The 20,155-nt window shown below is 65.8% G+C and carries 17 protein-coding genes; 12 read left to right on the forward strand and 5 right to left on the reverse strand.

Annotated features, from left to right (window positions below; genetic code table 11):
- Positions 1-77: 77 nt before the first annotated feature.
- The 10 genes from rbfA to gyrA all read left to right on the forward strand — a co-directional run bounded on the left by rbfA (position 78) and on the right by gyrA (position 14,004).
- Entirely contained in the window at positions 78-461 is a 384-nt protein-coding gene (gene rbfA / locus FHS47_RS04770; protein ID WP_167023645.1) for a 30S ribosome-binding factor RbfA, read from the forward strand.
- A gap of 122 nt (positions 462-583) precedes the next feature.
- Positions 584-1,654: a tRNA pseudouridine(55) synthase TruB gene (truB, locus tag FHS47_RS04775; protein WP_167023648.1), complete on the forward strand. Its 1,071-nt coding sequence runs from the start codon at positions 584-586 to the stop codon at positions 1,652-1,654.
- Positions 1,655-1,812: 158 nt separating this feature from the next.
- Complete coding sequence (rpsO, locus tag FHS47_RS04780; protein WP_166698855.1) at positions 1,813-2,082, forward strand: 30S ribosomal protein S15; 270 nt, start codon at positions 1,813-1,815, stop codon at positions 2,080-2,082.
- A 30-nt stretch (positions 2,083-2,112) separates the two neighbouring features.
- Positions 2,113-4,218 carry a polyribonucleotide nucleotidyltransferase gene (gene pnp / locus FHS47_RS04785; protein WP_167023651.1) on the forward strand — a complete coding sequence of 702 codons (2,106 nt, stop codon included), beginning with the start codon at positions 2,113-2,115 and terminating at the stop codon, positions 4,216-4,218.
- Between the two features lie 1,290 nt (positions 4,219-5,508).
- Entirely contained in the window at positions 5,509-7,869 is a 2,361-nt protein-coding gene (locus tag FHS47_RS04790; protein ID WP_167023654.1) for a glycoside hydrolase family 3 N-terminal domain-containing protein, read from the forward strand.
- 19 nt (positions 7,870-7,888) lie between these two features.
- Positions 7,889-8,686, forward strand: a complete 798-nt coding sequence (locus FHS47_RS04795) for a poly(R)-hydroxyalkanoic acid synthase subunit PhaE (protein WP_167023657.1) — start codon at positions 7,889-7,891, stop codon at positions 8,684-8,686.
- Positions 8,683-9,750 carry a class III poly(R)-hydroxyalkanoic acid synthase subunit PhaC gene (locus FHS47_RS04800; RefSeq protein WP_167023660.1) on the forward strand — a complete coding sequence of 356 codons (1,068 nt, stop codon included), beginning with the start codon at positions 8,683-8,685 and terminating at the stop codon, positions 9,748-9,750. Before FHS47_RS04795 ends, FHS47_RS04800 begins: the two co-directional genes overlap by 4 nt.
- A gap of 61 nt (positions 9,751-9,811) precedes the next feature.
- On the forward strand, positions 9,812-10,825 hold the full coding sequence (mtnA, locus tag FHS47_RS04805; protein ID WP_167023663.1) for an S-methyl-5-thioribose-1-phosphate isomerase: 1,014 nt from the start codon (positions 9,812-9,814) through the stop codon (positions 10,823-10,825).
- Positions 10,822-11,235: a GtrA family protein gene (locus FHS47_RS04810; RefSeq protein ID WP_208381797.1), complete on the forward strand. Its 414-nt coding sequence runs from the start codon at positions 10,822-10,824 to the stop codon at positions 11,233-11,235. The genes mtnA and FHS47_RS04810 overlap by 4 nt, the downstream gene beginning before the upstream one ends.
- Positions 11,236-11,373: 138 nt before the next feature.
- Positions 11,374-14,004 (forward strand): DNA gyrase subunit A, encoded by a 2,631-nt coding sequence (gene gyrA / locus FHS47_RS04815; RefSeq protein WP_167023666.1) that lies wholly within the window; start codon positions 11,374-11,376, stop codon positions 14,002-14,004.
- A 135-nt stretch (positions 14,005-14,139) separates the two neighbouring features.
- Here the strand turns inward: gyrA and FHS47_RS04820 are convergent, their stop codons facing one another.
- Positions 14,140-14,622 (reverse strand): peroxiredoxin, encoded by a 483-nt coding sequence (locus tag FHS47_RS04820; RefSeq protein WP_167023669.1) that lies wholly within the window; start codon positions 14,620-14,622, stop codon positions 14,140-14,142.
- 183 nt (positions 14,623-14,805) lie between these two features.
- Between FHS47_RS04820 and FHS47_RS04825 the strand changes: the two genes are divergently transcribed.
- Together FHS47_RS04825 and FHS47_RS04830 are read left to right on the forward strand one after the other, a co-directional pair.
- Positions 14,806-15,255 (forward strand): Hsp20/alpha crystallin family protein, encoded by a 450-nt coding sequence (locus tag FHS47_RS04825; RefSeq protein WP_167023672.1) that lies wholly within the window; start codon positions 14,806-14,808, stop codon positions 15,253-15,255.
- A gap of 88 nt (positions 15,256-15,343) precedes the next feature.
- Complete coding sequence (locus FHS47_RS04830) at positions 15,344-16,249, forward strand: DnaJ C-terminal domain-containing protein (RefSeq protein WP_167023675.1); 906 nt, start codon at positions 15,344-15,346, stop codon at positions 16,247-16,249.
- A 120-nt stretch (positions 16,250-16,369) separates the two neighbouring features.
- Here FHS47_RS04830 and pilH read toward each other — a convergent pair whose 3' ends face one another.
- The 4 genes from pilH to lpdA all read right to left on the reverse strand — a co-directional run bounded on the left by pilH (position 16,370) and on the right by lpdA (position 20,140).
- Positions 16,370-16,735, reverse strand: a complete 366-nt coding sequence (pilH, locus tag FHS47_RS04835; protein WP_167023678.1) for a twitching motility response regulator PilH — start codon at positions 16,733-16,735, stop codon at positions 16,370-16,372.
- A gap of 163 nt (positions 16,736-16,898) precedes the next feature.
- Positions 16,899-17,891, reverse strand: a complete 993-nt coding sequence (locus FHS47_RS04840) for an acryloyl-CoA reductase (RefSeq protein WP_167023681.1) — start codon at positions 17,889-17,891, stop codon at positions 16,899-16,901.
- A gap of 22 nt (positions 17,892-17,913) precedes the next feature.
- Positions 17,914-18,516, reverse strand: coding sequence for a TIGR00730 family Rossman fold protein (locus FHS47_RS04845; protein ID WP_167023684.1), 603 nt, complete (start codon positions 18,514-18,516; stop codon positions 17,914-17,916).
- Positions 18,517-18,712: 196 nt separating this feature from the next.
- Positions 18,713-20,140 carry a dihydrolipoyl dehydrogenase gene (gene lpdA / locus FHS47_RS04850; RefSeq protein WP_167023687.1) on the reverse strand — a complete coding sequence of 476 codons (1,428 nt, stop codon included), beginning with the start codon at positions 20,138-20,140 and terminating at the stop codon, positions 18,713-18,715.
- Positions 20,141-20,155 lie beyond the last annotated feature (15 nt).

Consider the following 20,155-nt stretch of genomic DNA (forward strand, 5'->3'; position numbering starts at 1 on the left):
AGTAAGATCCTCGGTCGTCAAAGCGACGACGGCAGCTCACGGTTCACTGTTTCACTGTTTCACGCATTGGAGCCCCCATGCCTTCCCGCGACTTCAAACGCACCGACCGTGTCTCCGCCGAGCTTCGCCGTGAAATCGGTCTGCTCGTGCACGCGGCTGTGCGCGACCATGCCTTGCCGTCGGTCAGTGTGTCCGACGTGGAAACCACCAAAGACCTCGACTGGGCCACGGTGTGGGTCACCGCGCTCATGCCCGAGCAGTCCACGGTCGCGATGAAGGCGCTGAAGGAACTGGCTCCCGAATTCCGCCGCAGCCTGTCGCGCTCCATGCGCCTGCGCCGTGTGCCGGAACTGCGCTTCAAGTACGACGAATCGGTGGACCAGGGCGAGCGCATCGAGCGACTGTTGCGCGACAACCCGGTGCCGCCGGCCGATGACTCGGGCGAAAGCAAGGGCGACTGACGGCTTTGTGTGGGAGCCGCTTCAGCGGCGAATGGATGCTCGCGACAAGCGTGCCCGCTGCCGCGGGATCGCCGGCGTAGCCGGCTCCCACAATGTTTCGCACCCGCCACGTTCCGGTATTCATGAATCGCCGAACCTTCCGCGACATCCACGGCATCCTCCTCCTCGACAAGCCGCTGGGCCTGAGTTCCAACCAGGCCTTGCAGACGGCGCGACGGCTGGTGGGCGCGGCGAAGGGCGGGCATACGGGCAGTCTCGACCCCCTGGCCACGGGCCTTCTGCCGCTCTGCTTCGGCGAGGCGACCAAGATCGCCGGCTGGTTGCTGGGGTCGCGCAAGGCCTACGAGGCCGAGGTGAAGCTGGGTGAGACCACCACCACGGCCGACCTCGAAGGTGAGGTGGTTGAGACCCGCGCCGTGCCGCCGTTGGACGACGCCACGCTCGAAGCCGCCCTCGCTCCCCTGCGCGGGCGCATCGTCCAGATTCCTCCGGCGTACTCGGCCATCAAGCAGGACGGCGTGCCGCTCTATGTGAAGGCCCGCCGGGGCGAAGCGGTGGACGTGCCCGCCCGCGAGGTGGACGTCTATCGTCTCGACGTGATCGAACGCAGCGGCGACACGCTCCGCCTTCACGTCGAATGCGGGTCTGGTACGTACGTACGCAGCCTGGCCGTCGACCTCGGCCAGAACCTGGGCTGCGGCGCACACCTCACCGGATTGCGCCGCCTGTGGGTGGAGCCCTTCATGGCTCCGGCCATGGTCACCCTCGACCAGTTGCGGGAGGCGGCAGAGGCAGGGCCCGACCCCCTCGATGCCTGCCTGCTCCCCGTGGAAGCGGGTCTGGCGCATATTCCCCGGGTAGATCTGAACCCCGACCAGACCCGCGTACTCGGCTTCGGCCAGCCGGTGCCCTTGCGGCCCGGCGCGGCTCCAGGCCAGGAGGGAGCCTCAGAGGCAGCAGCCCCGGTAGCAGCATCCTCAGAGGCAGCAGCCCTGGAGGCAGCAGCCCTGGAGGCAGCAGCCCCTGTGGGAGCCGGCTACGCCGGCGATCCCGCGGCAGCGGGCAGGCTTGCCGCCACGGCCGGGTTCCAGGGCCGCTGCGCCGCCTATGGCTCCGATGGCCGCCTCATGGCCCTGGCCGAGGTGGACGAGGGGGGAGTCCTACGTGTCCTGCGGGGGTTCAATCTGCCCTAGGGACTCTCTGATCCGACGGGCTTGTTGCCACTACGTGCAGGACGTTACAATTACGTGCTCGTTTAACGGCTTTCATCAAAAGCGAGGCTTGCGCAACTTCATCGGGGGCCGTTGAGGTTGCGCAAGTCTCGCATCCGCTTTTTAAGGAATCGATACACATGTCGCTCACCGTCGAACAGACCAGCCAGATCATCAAAGACTACGGCCGCGCGCCCAACGACACGGGCTCGACCGAAGTCCAGGTCGCCCTGCTGTCCGCCAACATCACCGCGCTGCAGGACCACTTCCAGGCGCACAAGCAGGATCACCACTCGCGTCGCGGCCTGCTGAAGATGGTCAACAAGCGCAAGACGCTGCTGGCCTACCTCAAGAAGAGCGACCTCGCTCGTTATCAGACCCTGATCGAACGCCTCGGCCTGCGCCGCTAAACCACCGGAACAGGACGAGGAGAGATCGAAGTGGCGAAAGTAACCAAGTCATTCCAGTACGGTAGTCACGAAGTCACACTGGAGACGGGCGAAATCGCCCGGCAGGCCTCCGGTGCGGTCATGGTCAGCATGGGCGGCACCGTCGTCCTGGTCACGGTCGTCGCAGCCCCCAAGGCGCGCGAAGGCCAGGACTTCTTCCCGCTCACGGTCGACTACATGGAGAAGTTCTACTCCGCGGGTCGCATCCCCGGTGGCTTCTTCAAGCGCGAAGGCCGCCCGACCGAGAAGGAGACGCTCACCTCGCGCCTCATCGATCGTCCGCTCCGTCCGCTGTTCCCGGAAGAGTTCCGTAACGAGATCCAGGTCATCGCGCAGGTCGTGTCGCTGAACCCGGAAGTCGACGGCGACATCCCGGCGCTCATCGGTGCCTCCGCTGCCATGACCCTGGCCGGCGTGCCCTTCAAGGGCCCGATCGGCGCGGCACGCGTCGGTTACGCCAACGGCCAGTACATCCTGAACCCGACGGCCACCCAGCTGAAGACCTCCGACCTCGACCTCGTGGTCGCCGGTACGGCCAAGGCCGTGCTGATGGTCGAATCGGAAGCGAAGCTGCTCAGCGAAGACGTCATGCTCGGCGCGGTGGTCTTTGGCCACCAGCAGATGCAGGCCGCCATCGACACCATCAACGCCTTCGTCGCCGAAGCCGGCGCCAAGTCGTTCAAGTGGGAAGCCCCGGCCGCCAAGACGGCGCTGTACGACGCGGTGAAGGCCGCCGTCGGCACGCGTTTCGCCGAAGCCTTCCAGATCCGCGACAAGCTCGCCCGTCGCGACGTCATCGCCAACCTGAAGGCCGAGGTCAAGACGGCTCTCGCCGCCCAGGCCGAGGCCAACGGCTGGACCGACGGCGACATCGGTGCCGCTTTCGGCGAAGTGGAATACCGCACCCTGCGTGACGGCGTGCTGTCCACCAAGGTTCGTATCGACGGCCGTCAGCTCGACGACATCCGTCCGATCTCGGTGCGCGTCGGCGTCCTGCCGCGCACGCACGGCTCGGCGCTGTTCACCCGCGGCGAAACGCAGGCGCTGGTCGTCGCCACGCTCGGCACCACCCGCGATTCGCAGGTCATCGATGCGCCGGAAGGCGAGTGGAAGGACACGTTCCTGTTCCACTACAACTTCCCTCCGTTCTCGGTGGGCGAAACCGGCCGCGTCGGCAGCCCGAAGCGTCGCGAGATCGGCCACGGCCGCCTCGCCAAGCGCGGCGTGCAGGCCGTCAAGCCCACGATCGAGGAATTCCCGTACGTGGTGCGCGTCGTCTCGGAAATCACCGAGTCGAACGGATCGTCCTCCATGGCGTCGGTCTGCGGTTCCTCGCTGGCCATGATGGACGCCGGTGTGCCGCTCAAGGCGCCGGTGGCGGGTATCGCCATGGGCCTGGTGAAGGAAGGCGACGACTTCGTCGTGCTCTCCGACATCCTGGGTGACGAAGACCACCTCGGCGACATGGACTTCAAGGTGGCCGGTACCGCCGATGGCGTGTCCGCGCTGCAGATGGACATCAAGATCGAGGGCATCACCGAAGAGATCATGCGCACGGCGCTGGCCCAGGCCAAGCGTGGCCGCGTGCACATCCTCGGCGAGATGGGCAAGGTCATGAGCACGGCCCGCTCGGAAATGAGCGAGTTCGCGCCGCGCCTGCTCACGATCAAGATCCACCCGGACAAGATTCGCGAAGTGATCGGCAAGGGTGGCGCCACCATCCGTTCCATCACCGAAGAAACCGGCACCACCATCGACATCACCGACGACGGCAACGTGGTCATCGCCTCGGTGAACCGCGAAGCCGCCGAAGCCGCGCGCAAGCGCATCGAGCAGATCGTCTCGGACGTCGAGCCGGGCCGCATCTACGAAGGCAAGGTGGCCAAGCTGATGGACTTTGGCGCGTTCGTCACCATCATGCCGGGCAAGGACGGCCTCGTGCACGTCTCGCAGATCTCCAGCGAGCGCGTCGAGAAGGTGTCCGACAAGCTGAAGGAAGGCGATATCGTCAAGGTCAAGGTGTTGGAAGTCGACAAGCAGGGCCGTATCCGCCTGTCGATGAAGGCCGTGACCGAGGAAGAAAGCGCGGCGAACTGATCTCAAGCTCATCGCGTTTCTAAAGAGCCCGGCATCGCGAGATGCCGGGTTTTTTTATGTCGCGCACTGTGGCGGCTTTGTTGGCTTGCTTGTGCTTTTCGGTTCGTAGGGTGGGCTCGCCTGTTCGGCCTCGCATCGGCGCCTGTGCCGTGGTCGGGAAGCCGGCAGCCGTCGCCCTCGCCGCGAAGGCTTACGTCGTTCCTTGCGAAAGGAGAGCCGCTTCGCGGCTAGTGTCTTATGGCTTCGCCGCGGCGGACCCGGGCGTCCGGGCGGGGGTTTTCGACTCGGCATCCCTGCCTCGGCGAAAACGGCCGGCCGTCCAGGCCGGCCCCCTGACGGGCCTTTTCCGCCCGGCCGCCCTGGACTCCAGACATCGCGGCGAGGGCGACGGCTACCGGCATCGGACGGTGCGGTGGGGTGTGGTGTTTGGTGCGTGGCTTGCGTTGTTATGTTGGTCTGTGGCGACCTTCCACGCTTGAGTCGCTGGGTGCCTGCCTTCGCAGGCACGACGGTGTGGGGCTGGGGATGCCGGGGCGCGCGCTCTTCTGTAGGAGCCGCCATGGCGGCGAGACAACCTGGCCTCGGTCCCCAAGAAATACAATTGCCCAATGCTCTCTGTGGGAGCCGGCTACGCCGGCGATCCCCGCGGCAGCGGGCCAGCTTGCCGCGAGCACCCATCGCCGCTGAAGCGGCTCCCACACAAAGCGAAGCGGCTCCCACACAAAGCGAAGCGGTCCCCACACAAAGCGAAGCGGCCCCCACAAGAGCGCGATGCGACGGTCTCGCAGCGACCCACCTACCGTCGTGCCTGCGAAGGCAGGCACCCAGCGCCTCCGTCGGCAAGGTGTGGGAGCAACCATCGGCTCCTGCTTCGGCTCTCCGAACACCAACCCGCACCGTCCGTGCCAGTACCCGTTCCCCTCGCCGCGATGTCTGGAGTCGAGGGCGTGCGGGCGGAAGAGGCCCGAAGGGGGCCGGCCTGGACGGCCCGCCGTCTTCGCCGAGGCAGGGATGCCGAGTCGAAAACCCCCGCCCGGACGCCCGGGTCCGCCGCGGCGAAGCCATAAGACACGAGCCGCGCAGCGGCTCTCTTTTCGCAAGGAACGACGCAAGCCTTCGCGGCGAGGGGAACGGGTACTGGCTCCCAGGTACCGGTACAGGCGCCGAGCGCGAGGCCGAAGGCGAGCCCACCCTACGAAGCGAACCGGCAAACAAGCAGTGCCGCGACGCAGGTTTACTCGAAGTGCCGTAAACGTTTACATTCGGCGTTTGTTCACGTTCCGGATTCCCATGCGCGCCTCGTCCCGTTCCCTTTCGCGTCCCAGGGCGCTCTTTCTCGCCGTTTCCCTGGTCACGACCCTCGGCAGTGCGATGGCCGCCGAGGTGCCCGTCGTTCCGGCCAACGCGCAGTTGGCGTCGCCGGAGATCGAGAAGAAGGTGGACGCTCTGCTGGCCCGGATGACGCTTTCCGAGAAGATGGGGCAGCTCGTGCAATACGGAGCCGATGGCGGGGCGGCACTTGCCGGGGCGGATGCCATTGCCGCCAATCCGGAAGCGCGTGCGCACGTCGACGTCATGGCGCTGGCGCGGAAGGGGGAACTGGGCTCGATGCTCAACGTGGTGGGCGCGGAGACGACGCGCAAGTACCAGGAGGCAGCGCTGCATAGCCGCTTAGGTATCCCGCTCCTGTTCGGTGCCGACATCATTCACGGTTACCGCACTATCTACCCGGTGCCGCTCGGCTTGTCCGCGAGCTGGGATCCATCACTGGTGGAGGACGTCTCGCGCATGTCCGCGGCGGAGGCGGTGACCGGTGGCGTGAAATGGTTCTACTCGCCCATGGTTGACATCTCGCGCGATGCGCGCTGGGGCCGCTCGACGGAAGGCGCGGGCGAGGACGCCTACCTTGGCGCCGCCATGGCGCGTGCGTATATCCGTGGCTACCAGGGCAAGGACCTCGCCGATACGGAGAGTGTCGCGGCATCGGTGAAGCATTTTGCGGCTTACGGCGCGGCCGAGGCGGGGCGCGAATACAACACCACCGACATGTCGGACGTTCGTCTGCGACAGGTGTACCTGCCGCCGTACCGCGCAGCGGTGGAAGCCGGCGCGGCGACGATGATGAGCGCTTTCAACAGCCTCAATGGCGTGCCCGCCACCGCCGACCGTTATCTCATGACGGATATCCTGCGGAAGGAGTGGGGCTTCAACGGTTTCGTGGTCAGCGACTACACCGCCGTGATGGAACTCAACAATCACGGTATCGCGCTGGATGCCGCCACGGCGACGCTGAAAGCTCTGACCGCGGGTGTCGAGGTGGACATGATGAGCCACTACTACGACACCGAAATTCCCGGCCTGCTGAAGGACGGCAAGCTGTCGATGGCCACCGTGGACGAGGCCGTGCGACGCGTGCTGCGGGTGAAGTTCGCGCTCGGTCTGTTCGAGCGTCCTTACGTACAGGGCGCCGAGGTGACGAGGGCGGTGGATGCGAATCGGCCGCTCGCGCGCCGGGCCGCCGAAGCGTCCTTCGTGCTGTTGAAGAATGGCGGCGACGGCACCGCGGCGGTCCTGCCGCTCGACGGCCGCGTGAAGAAGCTGGCCCTGATCGGGCCGCTCGCCGACGCCGCCGGAGAAATGCAGGGCGCCTGGGGCGGCGCGAAGCATTTCCCGGACGTGGTCACGCTGCGCGCGGGTCTGTCGCAGCGCATGAAGGCGCAGGGTGGCGAACTGATCTATGCGGAGGGAACCGAGGTCGAGACGGACTCGGAAGCCGGTTTCGCCGAGGCGAAGAAGGCGGCCGGGCAGGCCGACGTGGTGGTCATGGCGCTCGGCGAATCCTCGCGCATGAGCGGTGAAGCGGGTTCGCGCGCGCACCTGGACCTGCCGGGCAATCAGCAGAAGCTGCTCGAGCAGATCGTCGCCACCGGTAAGCCTGTGGTGCTGCTGGTGTTCTCCGGACGGCCGCTGGTGCTCGACTGGGCCGACCGGCACGTGCCCGCCATCATGGCTGTGTGGTTTCCGGGAACCGAAGCGGGCAACGCGGTGGCGAACGTGTTGTTTGGCGACGTCGCTCCCAGCGGCAAGCTGACCATGAGTTTCCCGTACGCCGAGGGCCAGGAGCCGCTTTACTACAACCAGTTCCCGACCGGCCGCCCGCCGGGCGATGCGGACCTCCGCAAGCCGCCGGGTCGCGATAGCACCTTCGTGTCGCGCTACATCGACGTGCCGAACACCGCGCTGTATCCCTTCGGCTACGGCCTGTCGTACACCACGTTCTCCTATTCGGACGTGCAGGTGTCGCGCCGCCGCGTGCCCTTGCGGGAGGCGAACGACGCGGGCGCGAAGCAGCTCGTCACCGTCACCGGCACGGTGAAGAACACGGGGAAACGCGCCGGCACGGAGGTGGTGCAGCTGTACGTGCGCAACCTGGGCGCCAGCCTCGAACAGCCGGTTCGCAGCCTGCAGGGCTTCCAGCGCGTGACATTGCAGCCGGGCGAGTCGAAACGCGTGAGCTTCCAGCTCGGTTTCCACGAACTCTCGTTCTGGAATGCGAAGAGCGAGGAGGTGGTCGAACCGACCCGCTACACCGTATGGGTGGGCGGCAGCTCCACGGCGGACCAGGCGGCGGGGTTCGAGATCGCGCCCTGACGTGCCGTAACATAGCGGCATGGCAGACAAACCCACCGATTTCATCGACCAGTACCAGGCCTGGGTTCGCCAGGGCCTGGAAGCCTGGTCGCGCCAGTTCGATCCGAAGGCCGAACCCGCCCAGGGCGCTCCGTCTCCGGACATCGCGGCACGGCTGTTTGCGGGATTGGGCGGCTACGGCGACTGGATGCGGTCCATGCTGGGCGGCGAGGGCCCGGCCGCGCCGTTTGCGGCAGGCATGCCCCCCTTCGGCCACGGCCAGGGAGCGCCGCCGAACATCGACGACCTCTTGTCCCTGCCGGCCTTCGGCCTCACCCGCGAGCAGCAGGAAGAACAGCAGGCGCTCATTCGGGCGTGGATCGATTACCTGGGCCATTACCAGCGCTACCAGTCGCTGCTGCAAGGTGTGCACGAGCGGGCGAACGCAGCCCTGCGCGAGCAGGGTGCGCCGACCGATGCCGAGTCCTTGCGTTCGGTCTACGACCGCTGGGTGAACCTCGCCGAGGAAAGCTACGGCGAAGCGGCGCTCTCGGACGAGTTTCGCGAGGTGTACGCCGCGCTGGTCAACGCGCAGATGCGCCTGAAGGTGCTCCAGCAGCGACAGGTGGAGCGCATGGCCGTGCAGGCGGGCATGCCCACGCGCAAGGAGGTGGACACTCTGGGCGAACGGCTGCAGGCCGCGCGCCGCGAACTTCGCCAGATGCGTGGTCTCGCGTCCGAAGTGGCGGCCTTGAAGGCCGAAGTGGCTGCCTTGCGCGGCGCGGGGAAACCTGCCACCAAGCGCGCCGCGACGAGCAAGAAGGCGCGGAAGTCATGAACGGCGATCCGTTCCATATCGATCCGGTGCGCGCCCGCGCCGAGATCGAGGCCTTCCAGCGCAAGCTGGAGGCCGGCCTCGCCACCTTGAAGAACGTGGGCCCCATCGAAGTCGGCACCACGCCGCGCGAGGCCGTCTATCGCGAAGACAAGCTCACGCTCTGGCACTTCAAGGGAGAGAAGCCGCCGACGTCGCGCACGCCACTGCTGATCTGCTACGCGCTGGTCAACACGCCGTGGATGATCGACCTGCAGGAAGACCGCTCCATGGTGCGGAACCTGCTGGAGCAGGGCGAAGACGTCTACCTCGTGGACTGGGGTTATCCCGACGGCTCCGACCGCTGGCTCACCCTCGAAGACTATATCGACGGCTATCTCGACCGTTGCGTCGACGTGCTGCGCGAGCGCCATGGTGTCGAGGCCGTGAACCTGCTCGGCATCTGCCAGGGGGGCGTGTTCTCCCTCTGCTACACGGCGTTGCATCCGGAGAAGGTGCGCAATCTCGTCACGATGGTGACGCCCGTGGACTTCCACACACCCGACAACATGCTGTCGCATTGGGCGCGCAACGTGGACATCGACCTGTTCGTGGACACGATGGGCAATGTGCCGGCCGACGTGATGAACTTCGCGTATCTCACGCTCAAGCCCCTGCGACTGAACCAGCAGAAGTACATCGGTCTGGTCGACATCCTCGACAATCCGAAAGAGCTGGAAAACTTCCTGCGCATGGAGAAATGGATCTTCGATTCGCCCGATCAGGCGGGCGAGACATTCCGTGAGTTCGCCCGGGATTTCTTCCAGAAGAATCTGCTGATGAAAGGCGAGGCGCGCGTCGGCGGACGTCGCGTCGACCTGCGCAAGATCACCCAGCCGGTGCTGAACATCTACGCCGAGCAGGACCACCTCGTTCCGCCGGCCGCTTCCTCGCCGCTGGGCGGGCTGGTGGGCAGCAAGGATTACACCGCACTGGCATTCAAGGGCGGCCACATCGGCATCTACGTGTCCGGCCGTGCACAGAAGCAGGTACCGCCGGCCATCCACGCATGGCTGGCCGACCGATGACCTTCCTGAACCCGCAGGGCGCGCTCCTACAGGGGGAGACCCGGCGTGCGATAATCCGTGGATGAACACCCACGCTTCCCACGACTCCATCCGCGCCGTGCAATGGCATGGCGACCGCCTGCGCCTGCTCGACCAGCGGCGCCTGCCGGCGGAGGAAACCTGGATCGACTGCACCTCGTCCGACGACGTCACCCGCGCCATCCGCGACCTGGCAGTGCGTGGCGCCCCGGCCATCGGCATTGCGGCGGCCTGGGGTGTGGTGCTGGCCGCCATGCATGGCGAGAATCTCACGTCGGCCATGGCCACCCTGCGCGCGGCCCGTCCCACGGCCGTGAACCTGATGTGGGCCCTCGACCGCATGAATGGCCGGGTGAACGAGGGGGCCGGCGCCGCGGAACTGGAGCGCGAAGCACAGGCCATCCAGGACGAGGATCTGGCCGCCAACCGGCACATGGGGGAGCTTGGCGCGGCCCTGATCGAAGCCGGTTCGCACGTGCTGACCCACTGCAACACCGGGTCGCTCGCCACCGCCGGTTACGGCACCGCGCTCGGCGTGATCCGCGCGGGCGTGGCCAACGGGCAGATCGAGCAGGTGTACGCCGGGGAGACGCGGCCCTGGCAGCAGGGTGCCCGGCTCACCATGTGGGAGCTGGTGCGCGACGGCATCCCGGCCCGCCTGATCGCGGACTCCGCCGCATCGCACCTGATGAAAGACGGCAAGATCAAATGGGTGATCGTCGGCGCCGATCGCATCGCGGCCAACGGCGACACCGCCAACAAGATCGGCACCTACCAGCTCGCCATCGCCGCGCGCCACCACGGCGTGAAGTTCATGGTGGTCGCGCCATCCACCACGGTGGACATGGCCACGGCGACGGGCGCGGACATCGAGATCGAACTGCGCGACGCCACCGAACTGCTTTCGGTGTCCGGCACCCGTACGGTCATCGAGGGTGCCGACGCGTGGAACCCGGTGTTCGACGTCACGCCGGCTGAACTCATCGATGCGATCGTCACCGAGCGCGGCGTCATCCTGAAGCCCGACGAAGAGCAGATGCGGATCCTGTTTCCGTGACACGGCTGCGCCGCGAGGTCGCGCTTTTCGCAGTGGGCGGGCTCATCGGTCTCGCCGTCGATGCCGGCATCGTGCAGGGCCTGGTGACCCTGGCCGGCTGGAACGTCTACACGGCTCGCGTCGTCTCGTTCCTCAGCGCGGCCACGGTGACGTGGTGGTGGAATCGCACGCATACCTTCGCGCATCGCGATTCGGGCCGCGCGAGGCACGCGGAATGGTTGCACTGGATGGGTCTGATGGCGCTGGGCGCGGTCGTCAACAACGGCGTTTACGTGCTTGCGTTCAAGCTGTTTCCGGCGCTGCACGCATGGCCCGCGGTGGCCGTCGCCGCCGGTTCCGCGGCGGGTTCCGTCGCCAATTTCCTGCTGGCTCGGACGATGCTTTTTCGCCATCCCGAAAGCGCCGTGTAAGTCCTTGAATTTGCGCCTTTTTTAGCTGTCTTTTCCACGCCCCCTGTGCTATGATCGACAGGTTGGGTCGGCGGCGTGTCGCGAGCGCGAAACGCATAGCCGGCGGGGGTATTTCACGGACATCCAGGAAGCCGATTGATGGCAGAACTCGCCAAAGAAGTCATCCGCGTCAACATCGAAGACGAGATGCGCCAGAGCTATCTCGATTACGCCATGAGCGTGATCGTGGGGCGCGCACTGCCCGATGTGCGCGACGGCCTTAAGCCGGTGCATCGACGCGTCCTGTTCGCCATGAACGAACTGGGCAACGCCTGGAACAAGCCTTATAAGAAGTCGGCCCGCGTGGTCGGTGACGTCATCGGTAAATACCATCCGCACGGCGACGCTTCGGTGTACGACACCATCGTTCGCATGGCGCAGCCGTTCTCGCTGCGTTACATGCTTGTCGACGGTCAGGGCAACTTCGGTTCGGTCGACGGCGACAACGCGGCGGCCATGCGATACACCGAGGTGCGCATGGCGCGCCTCACGCACGAGCTGCTGGCCGACATCGACAAGGAAACCGTCGATTTCGGGCCCAACTACGACGAAAGCGAGCACGAACCGCTGGTGCTGCCCACGCGGGTGCCGAACCTGCTCGTGAACGGCTCGGCCGGTATCGCGGTGGGCATGGCGACCAACATTCCGCCGCACAACATGACGGAAGTGATCAACGCCACGCTGGCCCTGATCGAAGAGCCGTCGCTCGGCGTCGACGACCTCATGACCCACATACCGGGTCCCGATTTCCCCACGGCCGGCATCATCAACGGCTCGTCGGGCATCGTCGAGGCTTACCGCACCGGCCGCGGCCGCATCCTCGTGCGTGCCCGCACCGAGATCGAAACGGAAGCCAACGGCCGCGAGACGATCCTCGTCCACGAGCTGCCTTACCAGGTGAACAAGGCGCGTCTCATCGAGAAGATCGCCGAGCTGGTCAAGGAAAAGAAGATCGAGGGCATCAGCGAACTGCGCGACGAGTCCGACAAGGACGGCATGCGCGTGGTCATCGAGATCCGTCGCGACGCCATGGCCGACGTGGTGCTGAACAACCTGTTCCAGCAGACCCAGCTGCAGGTCACCTTCGGCATCAACATGGTGGCGCTGCTCGACGGCCAGCCGAAGCTGCTGAACCTCAAGGACATCCTCGAGGCCTTCATCCGCCACCGTCGCGAAGTGGTCACCCGCCGCACCATCTTCGAACTGCGCAAGGCGCGCCAGCGCGCCCACATCCTCGAAGGCCTCACGGTTGCGCTCGCGAACATCGACGAGATGATCGAGCTGATCCGCACCTCCTCGTCCGCCGCCGAGGCGCGCGAACGCATGGTGGCGCGCCGTTGGGAGCCTGGCCTGGTGAAGGCGCTGCTCGCCGCCAGCGGCGCGGCGGCCTCCCGTCCGGAAGACATGGATCCGCGCGACGGCCTGCGCGACGACGGCTACCAGTTGTCCGAAGCCCAGGCCACTGAAATCCTGCAGATGCGCCTGCATCGCCTCACCGGCCTCGAGCAGGAAAAACTCTCCGACGAATATCGCGAGATCCTCGAAACCATCCGCGGTCTTATCGAGATCCTGGAAAACCCGGCGCGTCTGCTCGAAGTCATCCGCGAGGAACTGGAACAGATCCGCACGGATTACGGCGACGCCCGCCGTACCGAGATCCAGCATTCGCAGGAAGACCTGAACGTTCTCGACCTGATCGCGCCGGAAGACGTCGTGGTCACGCTGTCGCACACCGGTTACATCAAGCGCCAGCCCGCCAGCCTCTATCGCGCGCAGCGTCGTGGCGGCAAGGGTCGCTCGGCATCCGCCTTGAAGGACGAGGACGTCGTGCAGCAGCTGTGGGTGGTGAACACCCACGACACCCTGCTCACGTTCACCAGCACCGGTCGTGTGTACTGGCTCAAGGTGTACCAGATGCCGGAAGCCGGCCCGGGTGCGCGTGGCAAGCCCATCGTGAACCTGTTGCCGCTGGCCGAGGGCGAGAAGGTGCAGGCACTGCTTCCGGTGCGCGATTACGATCCGAGCTGCTTCGTGTTCTTCGCCACCCGCCAGGGCACGGTGAAGAAGACCCCGCTTACGGAGTTCGCGTTCCAGTTGCAGAAGGGCAAGGCCGCCATCAACCTGGAAGACGGCGATGCGCTGGTCGACGTGGCCATGACGGACGGTGAGAGCGACGTGCTGCTCTTCGCCTCGAACGGCAAGTCGGTGCGCTTCGACGAAGGCAGCGTCCGCTCGATGGGCCGTACCGCCACGGGTGTGCGCGGTATGCGTCTCACCGACGGGGCGGAAGTGGTGTCGCTGATCGTCGCCGCCGGCGAAGGCGACATCCTTACCGCCACGGCGCGCGGTTACGGCAAGCGCACGGCCCTCGAGGAATTCCCGAAGAAGGGCCGAGGCACGCAGGGCGTCATTGCCATCCAGTGCTCGGAGCGCAACGGCAACCTGGTCGCCGCCACGCAGGTGACAGAGGCGCAGCAGCTCATGCTGATTTCCGACCAGGGCACGCTGGTGCGCACACGCGTTTCGGAAGTCTCGCAGCTCAGCCGCAACACGCAGGGCGTCACGCTCATCAAGCTGCCGAAGGAAGAGACGCTCATCGGCGTCGTTCGCCTCGACGCGGAGGAAGAGTTGGAAGGCGAGGGCGAAACGCCCGACGGCGAAGCCGCGGCGGACATGCCGCCGATCGAAAGCGGCCCGACGGGCGACGGTGCGGAGCCGAGCGAAGCGTAAAGGAAAAAGCCGCGGAAACGCGGCTTTTTCTTTGCCTTGCCGTTGTAGGAGCCGCTATAGCGGCGAGAAGCCCACGAAGCGGTGTGGCCGTGACGCGGGTTCCCTCGCCGCTGTAGCGGCTCCTACAGGATCGCGTCAGGCGTCGATCGCTTCCAGCATCGCCTCGGCCGTCGAGACGCGGAACTCGCCGGGCTCCTCCACGTGCAGGATCTTCACCACGCCGTCTTCCGCATACAAGGCGAAACGCTTCGCACGAATACCCATGCCGTTCTTCGTGCCGTCCAGTTCGAGGCCGAGCGCACGGGTAAATGACGCATTGCCGTCAGCGAGCATCAGCAGGTCGCCCGGCACGCCCTGCGACTCGCCCCAGGCGTGCATGACGAAGGCGTCGTTCACCGACATGCAGGCAACGGTGATCCCACGCTCGCGGAAGTCTTCCATGTGCTGGGTGAAGCCGGGCAGGTGCTTGTTCGAGCAGGTGGGTGTGAAGGCCCCCGGCACGGCGAACAGCACCACCTTGCCCCGGCCGAGCACGTCGGTGCTCGTCACGGTCTTGATGCCGTTGTCGAACACGGCGAGAGTCGCTTCCGGAAGGGTGTCGCCAACGGCGATGGTCATGGCAAAGCCTTGTGGGAATGAAAGGACCCAGTCTACGTCAAGCACGTGGCCCCGCACTCCCGCCAGTGGGCGCACCTGAAGGCGAGACAACCGCAAGTGGCATCCACTTGAATAGCGGCGGCGCGCTCATATGTTGATCACCAGACGGCCACGGGGCCGGAAAACTTCTTGGGAGTCAAACAGATGAACCAGCTTCGTCAGGTTTCGTTCCGCCGTGCGCCGCTGTTCGGCGGTGACGTCAACCGTGTTTTCGATCACTTCTTCGGCAGCGATATCGCCGCCCCCACCAGCGCCGAGAGCGCATGGGCGCCGCGCGTCGACATCCGCGAGGAAGCCGGCCGCTTCCTGATCCTGGCCGACGTGCCGGGGGTGGACCTGGCCGATATCGAGATCCAGATGGACAAGAACGTGCTCAGCATCAAGGGCGAGCGCAAGGCGTTCACCAGCGAGGCCGAAGGCAAGTTCAGCCGCGTGGAGCGCGTCGCCGGCCAGTTCAAGCGCAGTTTCACGCTGCCGGAAAGTGCCGATGCCGACGGTATCACCGCTTCGGGACGCAACGGCGTGCTGGAAATCGCCATCCCGAAGAAGGCGGAAAGCGCACCGCGTCGCATCACGATTAACGCTGCGGGCTAAAACGGCCTAAGCTAGCTGTCTGGCCCGTGGTGGACGTGTCCACCGCGGGCGTTCCATTTGGATTTTCGACACAAGCCCGGGAGAGCCTGTGGAGTTCAAGGATTACTACGAGACATTGGGAGTCAAGCCGGACGCGACCGACGCCGAGATCAAGGCGGCGTATCGCAAGCTTGCCCGTAAATACCACCCCGACAAGAACAAGGACGCTGGCGCGGAAGAGAAGTTCAAGGCGATCAACGAGGCCAACGAAGCCTTGAAGGATCCCGAAAAGCGCCGCGCCTACGACCAGTTCCGCGCCGGCGGCTACCGCCAGGGCGAACAGTTCCGTCCGCCGCCGGGCTGGGGGCAGGGAGGCGGCTTCGATTTCGGCGACATGGGTGGCCGCGGCGGCGGCGACTTCAGCGACTTCTTCGAAAGCCTGTTCGGTGGCGGGCGTGCCCGCGGCCAACAGCACGCCCGGCGGGGCCGCGACATCCAGGCGAAGATCGAGACCGACCTGCAGACGGCGTACTACGGCGGCAAGACGCGCGTCGTGCTGAACGACGCCTCGGGTGGCGAGCGCGTGCTGGAAGTGAAGATTCCGGCCGGCATCACCTCCGGCCAGACGATCAGGCTGGGCGGGCAGGGGCATCCGGGGTCGGGTGGCGGCCCCTCGGGCGATCTGCTTCTCGAGATAGGCATCCGCGACGATGCGCGCTTCCGCCTCGACGGCCGCACGGTGACTCACGTACTGCCCATCGCGCCATGGGAAGCCGCGCTCGGGGCGACGGTGCCGGTGCCCACGCTGGGCGGGCATGTGGATCTGCGCATTCCCCCGGGTTCGCAGTCCGGACGCAAGCTGCGCCTGAAAGGGCGGGGCCTGCCGGGTTCGGAACCGGGCGACCAGATCGTGGTGCTGGAGATTCGCGTGCCGGTGCCCGAAACGCACGAAGAGCAGGCAGCCTACGCCGAGTTCAAGGACGCGTTCGCGGGTTTCGATCCGCGACGGGGTTGACGTATGGTGGGCCGCGCTACGCGCGGCATCGCCGCCATGGCGGCTCCTACGACGGCAGTGGATGCCAGGTAGCTGAAGACAGCGGCGTAGGAGCCGCTATAGCGGCGAGGTCAGGTCCCCTCAGCCCGGCAGGTGTTCCTTCAACGCCGCGACCAGTTCCTCTTCCTTGATGGGCTTCACGACGTAAGCCTTCGCACCCTGCCGCAGGCCCCACACCTTGTCGGTGTCCTGGTCCTTCGTGGTGACCAGGATGATGGGGATGTGCTTGGTCGTTTCTTCCTTGCTGATGGTGCGCGTGGCCTGGAAACCGTTGAGGTTCGGCATCACCACGTCCATCAGGATCAGGTCGGGGATCTCGCGCTTGGCCACCTCCACGCCCTGGGCGCCGTCCTCGGCGGTGATGGCCTCGTGGCCCAGCTTCTCGACGATGCGCTTGATTCCAAGCAACTGCGACGGCGAATCGTCGACGATCAGGATGCGAGCCATTCACTTTCCCCCGGGTCGTGCCCGATGTGTTTTTTCATTGCGAACCGCGGTGACGAAAAAACGTCGCGCGTGGCGCCACTGGCGAAGGGCCATTCTACCGGGCATGGCGCGTGGTTCAATGGTGGCACGATAACTACCTGCCTGAGCAAGGATCTACGAACGGCTAGCCGTTTATGCGGACGAGCGTCCGGCCGAACGAGCCGCCTTCGAGCATGGTTCCGAATACGCTTGCCACGTCGTCCAGTGCCACTTCGCGTGTGCAGATCGTGTCGAGATGGCGTGGTTTCCAGTCGCCAGAGAGCCTGCGCCAGACCTCGTCGCGCACGTCGCGGGCCGTGCCCGCCGACGCGATGCCCAGCACGCTGACCCCGCGGATGATGAAGGGCATGACCGTGGTGGCGAGTTCCGGACTGCCGGCCAGGCCGCAGATGGCCGCGTTGCCATAGGGCGCGATCAGCGGAAGGAAACCGGCGAGCGTATTGCCGCCCACATTGTCCAGCAGCCCGCCATATCGGGCCGAATCCAAGGGGCGGCCGCTGAAGGCCAGTTCGTGACGGTCCACACATTGGCTGGCGCCGATGTCGCGAAGAACATCGAAGCGATCGGGCTTGCCGCTGATGGCATGCACCTCGTAACCGGCACGACTGAAGATGTCGATGCCGAGCATGCCTACGCCGCCCGTGGCGCCCGTGATGGCGATGGGGCCGAGCGAGGGCGCCTGGCGGTTCTCGCTCATGCGCAAGAGGGCGAGGGCCGCCGTGAAGCCGGCCGTGCCGATGATCATCGCCTCGCGCGTGGTGAGCGTGGCGGGCAGGGCGATGGTCCACGCCGCCGGAAGGCGAACGTACTCGCCGTAACCACCGTCGCGTGTCTCGGAGAGGCCGCTGCCAGTGGCAAGCACCTTGTCGCCCTCGCGGAAGGACGGGTCGGTGGACGCGACCACGGTGCCGGCCACGTCGATGCCGCCGTTCAGGGGGAACGTTCGCAGGATCTTGCCCTTGCCGGTGCCGGCGAGCGCGTCCTTGTAATTGACCGACGACCACTCGGCCCGAACCAGCACCTCGCCCGGCGAAAGGGCGTCGGTGTCCATGGTTTCGATGCCCGTGCGGTAACCGGCGTCGTCCTGGCGGATGCGAAAGGCGCGGAATGCAGTCATGCGAGAGGTCCCCTCAGGGCGATCAAACGTTGCTGTCCACAGAGGCTGCGGTGATCCACTTCGGCGTGAACATGGATTCGTAGTGGCGCATCCAGTCGAAAAGCGCATCGATGTCTTCGCCGAACCATACCTGATCGCGCTGCACCGGTTTCACGAATGCCTCCGCCACCATGTGATCCATGGCTGCCGAGAGGTTGCGATAGAAGCCGCGAACGTCGAGGAAGGCGCAGGGGTAGCTGTGCAGGCCGAGCTGCGCCCAGGTGAGCATCTCGAACATCTCGTCCATGGTGCCGAAGCCGCCGGGCAATGCCACGAAGGCATCCGACAGTTCGTACATGCGTGTCTTGCGCTCGTGCATGGTCTCGACGACCTGCAATTCACTGAGCCCCGTGTGGCCCACTTCCTTTTCCATGAGCTGGCGCGGGATCACCCCGATCGCCTTGCCGCCGGCAGCCAGCACGGCATCGGCCACGATGCCCATGAGGCCCACCTTGCCCCCGCCGTAGACGAGGGCGATGCCTTCCTCGGCCATGCGCGTGCCGAAGGCGCGTGCCGCGTCGGCGTAGGCGGGATGCGAACCGGTGCTGGAACCGCAGTAGACGCAGAGGGCTTTAATGTCACGCATCTCGGAATTCCCTCTTTAAAGAGATCGGCTGGCAGACTTTAACCCTGCCGTGACTTGTGGGAGCCGGCTTTGCCGGCGATCCCGCGGCAGCGGGCAACCCTGCCGCGAGCACCCATCGCCGCTGAAGCGGCTCCCACACAAGCGACGAAGCCCACCCATGCTTTCGGCAAGGATGGGCTTCCAGGCACAGAGGCGATCAGTTGCCCTTGTGAATCGCGCGCTTGTCGACCGAGAGCGCTGCCTCGTGCACCACTTCCGACAGGGCCGGGTGGGCGTGGACGATGCGGGCGAGGTCTTCCGAGGAGCCCTTGAACTCCATGGCCACGACGCACTCGTGGATCAGTTCGGAGACCACGGGGCCAACCATGTGCACACCGAGGATGCGGTCGGTTTCGGCGTGGGCGATCATCTTCACCTGGCCGATGCCTTCGTTCATGGCGACGGCACGACCGTTCGCGGCGAAGGGGAAGGCGCCCGTCTTATAGGGAATGCCTTCTTCCTTGAGCTGCTCTTCGGTCTTGCCCACCCAGGCGATTTCCGGTTCGGTGTAGATGACCCACGGCACGGTGTCGAGGTTGACGTGACCCGGCTTGCCGGCGATCAGCTCGGCCACCATCACGCCTTCCTCGGAGCCCTTGTGGGCGAGCATCGGGCCGCGCACGGCATCGCCCACGGCCCATACGCCGTCGACACCGGTGTGGTTGTGTTCGTCGACCACGATGCGGCCGCGCTCGTCCAGCTTCACGCCGGTGTCGTCGGCCAGCAGGCCGGTGGTGTAAGCGCGGCGGCCTACGGCCACCAGCAGCTTGTCGACGACGAGGGACTGCGAGGCGCCGTCCTTGTCGGTATAGCCGACGTGGACTTCGTCACCCTTCACCTCGGCCGAGGTGACCTTGGCGTTCACCTTGATGTCGAGGCCCTGCTTGGCGAATTCGCGGGCGGCCATCTTCGCGATGTCCTGGTCGGCCACCTGGAGGAACTTCGGCAGGGCTTCCAGCACCGTGACCTCGGCGCCGAGGCGCTTCCACACGCTGCCCAGCTCCAGGCCGATGACGCCCGCGCCGATCACGCCCAGACGCTTCGGCACCTCGGTGAGGTCCAGCGCGCCGGTATTATCGATGATGTGCTTGCCGTCGAACTTCGCGAACGGCAGTTCGATGGGCACCGAGCCCGACGCCAGGATGACGTTCGTGGCCGAGATGGTCTGCACGTTGCCGTCGTTGCCCGTGACTTCGACCTGGTTGCCCTTGAGCAGCTTGCCCTTGCCGAAGTAGGAGGTGATCTTGTTCGCCTTGAACAGCATCGTCACGCCGCCCGTGAACTGCTTGACGATCTTGTCCTTGCGGCCGATGAAGGTGCCGATGTCGATCTTCGGATTCTCGGCCGTGATGCCGTGATCCTTGAAGTTGTGCGTGAGGTTGTGGAACTGCTTGGAGGAGTCCAACAGCGCCTTGGACGGAATGCACCCCACGTTGAGGCAGGTGCCGCCGAGGGCGGCCTTGCCGTCCTTGCCGACGAAGGCGTCGACCACGGCGGTCTTCAGGCCCAGCTGCGCGGCGCGGATCGCGGCCACATAGCCCGCGGGGCCGGCACCGATGACGATGACGTCGAACTTGTCGCTCATTTGCTTAGCTCCGAT

The organism is Luteibacter sp. SG786, from assembly GCF_011759605.1.
GTDB lineage: Bacteria > Pseudomonadota > Gammaproteobacteria > Xanthomonadales > Rhodanobacteraceae > Luteibacter.

Excerpts from the sequence above, each read along its gene's own strand:
- rbfA (WP_167023645.1), top strand. The coding sequence starts at position 78 with ATGCCTTCCCGCGACTTCAAACGCACCGACCGTGTCTCCGCCGAGCTT.
- truB (WP_167023648.1), top strand. The coding sequence starts at position 584 with ATGAATCGCCGAACCTTCCGCGACATCCACGGCATCCTCCTCCTCGAC.
- rpsO (WP_166698855.1), top strand. The coding sequence starts at position 1,813 with ATGTCGCTCACCGTCGAACAGACCAGCCAGATCATCAAAGACTACGGC.
- FHS47_RS04790 (WP_167023654.1), top strand. The coding sequence starts at position 5,509 with ATGCGCGCCTCGTCCCGTTCCCTTTCGCGTCCCAGGGCGCTCTTTCTC.
- FHS47_RS04795 (WP_167023657.1), top strand. The coding sequence starts at position 7,889 with ATGGCAGACAAACCCACCGATTTCATCGACCAGTACCAGGCCTGGGTT.
- FHS47_RS04800 (WP_167023660.1), top strand. The coding sequence starts at position 8,683 with ATGAACGGCGATCCGTTCCATATCGATCCGGTGCGCGCCCGCGCCGAG.
- mtnA (WP_167023663.1), top strand. The coding sequence starts at position 9,812 with ATGAACACCCACGCTTCCCACGACTCCATCCGCGCCGTGCAATGGCAT.
- gyrA (WP_167023666.1), top strand. The coding sequence starts at position 11,374 with ATGGCAGAACTCGCCAAAGAAGTCATCCGCGTCAACATCGAAGACGAG.
- FHS47_RS04820 (WP_167023669.1), bottom strand. The coding sequence starts at position 14,622 with ATGACCATCGCCGTTGGCGACACCCTTCCGGAAGCGACTCTCGCCGTG.
- FHS47_RS04825 (WP_167023672.1), top strand. The coding sequence starts at position 14,806 with ATGAACCAGCTTCGTCAGGTTTCGTTCCGCCGTGCGCCGCTGTTCGGC.
- pilH (WP_167023678.1), bottom strand. The coding sequence starts at position 16,735 with ATGGCTCGCATCCTGATCGTCGACGATTCGCCGTCGCAGTTGCTTGGA.
- FHS47_RS04840 (WP_167023681.1), bottom strand. The coding sequence starts at position 17,891 with ATGACTGCATTCCGCGCCTTTCGCATCCGCCAGGACGACGCCGGTTAC.
- FHS47_RS04845 (WP_167023684.1), bottom strand. The coding sequence starts at position 18,516 with ATGCGTGACATTAAAGCCCTCTGCGTCTACTGCGGTTCCAGCACCGGT.
- lpdA (WP_167023687.1), bottom strand. The coding sequence starts at position 20,140 with ATGAGCGACAAGTTCGACGTCATCGTCATCGGTGCCGGCCCCGCGGGC.